Source organism: bacterium (assembly GCA_027622355.1).
In the GTDB taxonomy this organism is placed as follows: Bacteria; UBA8248; UBA8248; order UBA8248; family UBA8248; genus JAQBZT01.
The window spans coordinates 1-4,672 of sequence record JAQBZT010000234.1; the positions used below are offsets into that span (position 1 = coordinate 1).

Sequence of the window (4,672 nt, forward strand, 5' to 3'; positions counted from 1 at the left end):
ATCCCTTTTTTTTCAGCGATTTGCCGGGCCATCTCAGCCGGCTTCCCGCCCCTTCCCTGGGCCAGGCACAGGTGGATCACCCGCTCGGGCCCGCGCTCGAGCGCGGCGAGGACCGCATGCACGCCGCAGAGATACTCGCCACGCGCCTTTTTGGCCATCGTCAGCCCCTTCGCTTCCAGATGGTACCCGAGGCACCGTCCTCGAGAATGATTCCGGCGGCGGTCAGCGTATCGCGCACCTGATCGGCCGCGGCGAAATCCTTCCGGGTCCGCGCCGCGGCGCGCTCGGCCAGGAGCTTTTCGACCTCCGGATCGGAGAGACCGCCGCCGTTCGCCTCCTCGGAGGAGACCACGGCCGCCACCGGCTGGCGGAACCAGGCCTCGGGCGTGTGCCCGAAGAGACCGAACACCTCGCGGATCTTCTCGAACACCTGAACCGCGGGCCTCGCCGCCGCCTCGGGGATCGCATCGCCCGCCTCCTGGAGAATCCCGTTCACCCGGCGGGAGAAGTCGAACAGATGCCCGAGCGCAAGCGCGGTATTGAAGTCATCGTCCATCGCCTCGGCAAAGCGGGCTTCAAACTCGGCGGCCGCTTCTTCCAACTGCCCTCGAAGAGCGGGTCCATCGCCCGGCTTCGTAGCCGCCAGCTTCAGCCGGGTGTTGTAGAGGCGATCGATCCCCTTCCGGGCATCCGCCATGACCTGATCGGAGTAGTCCACCGGATGGCGGTAGTGGGTCCCCAGGAGGAAGAACCGGATCACCTCGGCCGGATGCTCCTGGAGAACGGCCTTGATGGTGAAGTAGTTGCCCTTCGACTTGCTCATCTTCTCGTGATTGATCTGGACCAGGCCGTTGTGCATCCAGTAGCGGACCCAATCGTGCCCGTAGCATCCCTCGCTCTGGGCGATTTCGTTTTCGTGATGGGGAAAGACCAGATCGTTCCCGCCGCCGTGGATGTCGAAGCGCTCGCCGAGGTACTCACTCGACATGACCGAGCACTCCAGATGCCAGCCGGGACGCCCGGCGCCCCAGGGACTCTCCCACTCGGGCTCGCCGGGCTTGGCCCCTTTCCAGAGCGTAAAGTCGAGCGGGTTGTGCTTGCCCTCGCCCGGCTCGATGCGCGTACCGGCTTCCAGATCCTCGGGATTGCGGTTCGAGAGCTTGCCGTAGGCGGGAAACTTCGAGATGTCGTAGTAGACATCTCCTCCCGCCGCGTAGGCAATGCCGCGGTCTATGAGCTTTTCAATCATCTCGACCATCTGGGGGATGTGCTCGGTCGCGCGCGGCATGATGTCCGCCCGGCGCACCCCGAGGGCGTCCATGTCGGCGTAGTACTCATCGATGAACTGGGCGGTGAGCGCATCAATCGTTACCTGGAGACGCTTGGCGCGGGCGATGATTTTGTCGTCGACGTCCGTGAAATTGACGACATAGGTCACATCGAAGCCGCGGGACTCGAGGTAACGCCGGATCACATCAAAAACGATGGTCGCGCGCGCGTGCCCGAGGTGGCAATGGTCGTAGACCGTCACCCCGCAGACATAGATGCGGACCTTTCCCGCCTCGATCGTCTCGAGGGGTTCTTTTTTGCGCGTCAGCGTGTTGTAAAGTTGAACCGACAAAAAAATTCTCCGGTTTGGGCGCGATCCGGGCGGCCTAGGCGGGCGGTACGGTCACGTGAAACACCTTGAGCTTGCCCGCGCCGGCCTGGCGCATCTGCGCCCCCTCGCCGGGGCCGAGGTAGATGCCGCCGCCCGCGCCGATCTCGTGCGGCTTCCCTTCGAACTCGATGATTCCCTGCCCTTCCATCAGGTAGAGGAGCTGGTGGGCATTCGAGAGCGGCGCAGCTTCGATCCGCTCGCCGGGGCCGAGCCAGCGCAAAACGCCTCTCACCTTGCTCGCCCCGCAAATCTCCGGCCCGACGATCTCGGCGGCCTCGCCCAAGCCTTTCCCGATGGTTTTCCGCTCGACCTGATCGGTTTCGATAAACGTCAGCACAGCCTCACCCCCCCCTACGATTGGATCCAGACCTTGCCGTCCACCTTCTTCCATCTGAGGTCGGCGTCTGTTCCCTCGAGAATCGTCGTCTTGAACTGATTGGGCGCCTGAAGTTCGAAGTGGACCGAATCCTCGCTCGCCCGGAGGCGGTGCTTCTCCTCGGCCGGGATGAAAACGAGCGTCCCGGCCTTCACCGGGTGGGGGCCCTCCTCGGTCTCGACCGTCCCCGTCCCCTCGAGCAGGAAGTAAAAATGGTCGCAGTTCTCGTGATAGTGATAGGGAGAGGCGGTTCCCTTCTTGTAGCGGATAATCCCGGCCAGCACCGCCTTCGTGTCAGCCAGTTCATCGCTCACGAAGAAGATCCGCTCCCTTCCGGGAGACTCCGAGACCAACTTCGGGAGTTCATCCTGATGAAAAATGTAAGCCATCTTCGACCCTCCTCGCACAAAAAATGCGCCGGCCGACACCTCGAAGGCCACCGCAGAAACCTTGTGCCCGAAATGTATCAACTTGGCTTCGTCTTGAGAAGCGGAGCAGAAGATCCACCGCCGCGGAATCCGGAGCGCCGCGTTACCCGGAAGTTTCAAGGAGGGTGCAGACCGCCTGGGCGGCGATGCCTTCTTCCCGGCCGGCGAACCCGAGCCGCTCGCTGGTGGTCGCTTTGACGCTTACATACTCAAGGGAGAGGCCGATCGCCCCGGCCAGCCGCTCGCGCATCGCGCCGATGTGGGGCGCGAGCTTGGGCCGCTCGGCCACCACCACGGCATCCACATTGTGGGGGCGAAACCCCTTCCCCTGAACCAGGGCCGCCACCTCGCGCAAGAGCGCCATGCTGTCGGCCCCGGCGTAGCGGGAGTCGGTGTCGGGAAAGTGGCCTCCGATATCGCCCAGGGCGGCGGCGCCCAAAAGGGCATCGCACACGGCATGGGCGAGGACATCGGCGTCGGAGTGTCCGGCGAGGCCCTTCTCGAAGGGTATCTCCACCCCGCCCAGAATCAGGGGCCTGCCCGCCTCGAAGCGGTGCACGTCGTAGCCCACCCCCACCCGCATCATGGATTTTCCCCCGCACCTTGCCGTTCGGCGGCCAAAAACGCTGCGGCCGCGGCGAAATCCGCCGGGCCGGTGACCTTCAGGTTCGAAAGCGCGCCTACCACGAGCTTGGCCCGCACCCCAACCGCTTCCAGGAGCGCCGCCTCGTCGGTCCCCTCGCGCCCCGCCGCAGCGGCCTCCCGAAGGGCACGCTCCAGCAGATCGCGCCTCACCGCCTGCGGCGTCTGGGCCTGCCAGAGTCCCTCGCGCGGAAGGGTCTCGCCCGCAAGGCCCGCCGCACCCTCTCGCTTCAAGGTGTCCACGACCGGAAGGGCGGCGATGGCGGCGCCGCTCTCCAGGGCCGCCGACAGGCATTCCCGCACCAGGGACGGCGGCACCAACGGGCGGGCGCCGTCATGAACGATCACCCATTCGACTTCGGGTCCGAGCGCCGCCAGGCCGTTCGCCACCGAATCCTGCCGGCGCGGGCCGCCGGGCGCAATCTCCAGGGGAGTTGCGAGGCCGCCGGGGGGCGCAAAATCCGCCTCGGCGCCGGCGGGAAGAACGAGCACGATGCGGCCCACCGCCCCGGACTCAGCGATGCGGCGAAGGGAGTGCCAGATGAGCGGCTCACCGCCCAGCAGGCGGAACTGTTTCGGGACCGCGCCGGGCAGCCGCTCTCCCCGTCCCGCGGCGGGGACGATGGCGGCCACTTGAGAAGGGGGAGGAAGAGCCATCTTCAGGCGGCGGTTCCTTTCAAGGAGCGTTCAGTTTCCGTTCTGGTCGGAGTGGGCATCCCCCTTGAGCCGGGTGAAGATCATTCTGCCGGCCGTGGTCTGGAGAACGCTCGTAACGGAAACGGCGACATGGTTCCCGATCTTGTCGCGGGCGTGATCAACCACCACCATGGTGCCGTCATCGAGATAGGCCACGCCCTGATCGTGCTCCTTGCCTTCCTTGAGGACATAGACTTTCATCTCCTCGCCCGGCAGGACCACCGGCTTCACAGCGTTGGCCAGCTCGTTGATGTTGAGTACGACAACTCCCTGAAGCTGGGCAACCTTATTGAGAGTGAAATCGTTGGTGAGCACTTTTCCGCCGATCTCCTGCGCGAGCAGCACCAGCTTGGTGTCCACCTCGCGCACGCGCGGAAAATCGTTCTCCACAATGCGGATGTCCAGATCGGGATTCTTCTGGATGCGCTGCAAAACGTCGAGACCGCGGCGGCCGCGGTTGCGCTTCAGGCCGTCCGAGGAGTCAGCGATCTGCTGAAGCTCCTTCAGGACGAACTGGGGAAGAATGATCGGCCCTTCGATGAAGCCCGCCTCGCAGATATCGGCGATGCGGCCGTCGATGATAACGCTGGTGTCGAGAATCGTCGGCAAAGCGCCCTTCTGGGATGCGCCCACGGTGACGGTATCGCCGAAATGGCGCCCGCCGTGGGCCGCGCCGGCCCGGGCGCCCATAAAGGAAAGGATGAGGCCGATGAATGCGCCGAAGAGCGCCTGCCGCCCGGGCGGAAAAACGCCGCCCGCCAAATTCATCACCAAAAGGGCGACCACCAGTCCGGCGAACAGGCCGGCCGCCCCGCCGACCAAGGCGCCGGTGCCGCCGCGTTTCATCCCGCCCCCTGCCAGGGAGGCCAG

The 4,672-nt window shown here is 65.2% G+C and carries 6 protein-coding genes; all 6 read right to left on the bottom strand.

Going from position 1 to position 4,672, the window contains the following annotated elements:
* Positions 1 to 160: 160 nt before the first annotated feature.
* Entirely contained in the window at positions 161 to 1,621 is a 1,461-nt protein-coding gene (cysS, locus tag O2807_12210) for a cysteine--tRNA ligase (protein ID MDA1001262.1), read from the bottom strand.
* A 34-nt stretch (positions 1,622 to 1,655) separates the two neighbouring features.
* Positions 1,656 to 1,997 carry an AraC family ligand binding domain-containing protein gene (locus O2807_12215; protein MDA1001263.1) on the bottom strand — a complete coding sequence of 114 codons (342 nt, stop codon included), beginning with the start codon at positions 1,995 to 1,997 and terminating at the stop codon, positions 1,656 to 1,658.
* A gap of 14 nt (positions 1,998 to 2,011) precedes the next feature.
* Positions 2,012 to 2,425 (bottom strand): cupin domain-containing protein, encoded by a 414-nt coding sequence (locus O2807_12220; GenBank protein MDA1001264.1) that lies wholly within the window; start codon positions 2,423 to 2,425, stop codon positions 2,012 to 2,014.
* 142 nt (positions 2,426 to 2,567) lie between these two features.
* Entirely contained in the window at positions 2,568 to 3,050 is a 483-nt protein-coding gene (ispF, locus tag O2807_12225) for a 2-C-methyl-D-erythritol 2,4-cyclodiphosphate synthase (GenBank protein MDA1001265.1), read from the bottom strand.
* A complete protein-coding gene (gene ispD, locus O2807_12230; protein MDA1001266.1) occupies positions 3,047 to 3,763 on the bottom strand; it encodes a 2-C-methyl-D-erythritol 4-phosphate cytidylyltransferase in 717 nt (238 codons plus the stop codon). Before ispD ends, ispF begins: the two co-directional genes overlap by 4 nt.
* A 30-nt stretch (positions 3,764 to 3,793) precedes the next feature.
* A partial coding sequence (locus O2807_12235) for a TRAM domain-containing protein (protein ID MDA1001267.1) occupies positions 3,794 to 4,672 on the bottom strand: 879 nt, incomplete at its 5' end.

What these genes read in the sequence shown, in the direction of transcription:
- O2807_12220 (MDA1001264.1), bottom strand. Translation starts at nt 2,425, where the DNA reads ATGGCTTACATTTTTCATCAGGATGAACTCCCGAAGTTGGTCTCGGAG.
- ispF (MDA1001265.1), bottom strand. Translation starts at nt 3,050, where the DNA reads ATGATGCGGGTGGGGGTGGGCTACGACGTGCACCGCTTCGAGGCGGGC.
- ispD (MDA1001266.1), bottom strand. Translation starts at nt 3,763, where the DNA reads ATGGCTCTTCCTCCCCCTTCTCAAGTGGCCGCCATCGTCCCCGCCGCG.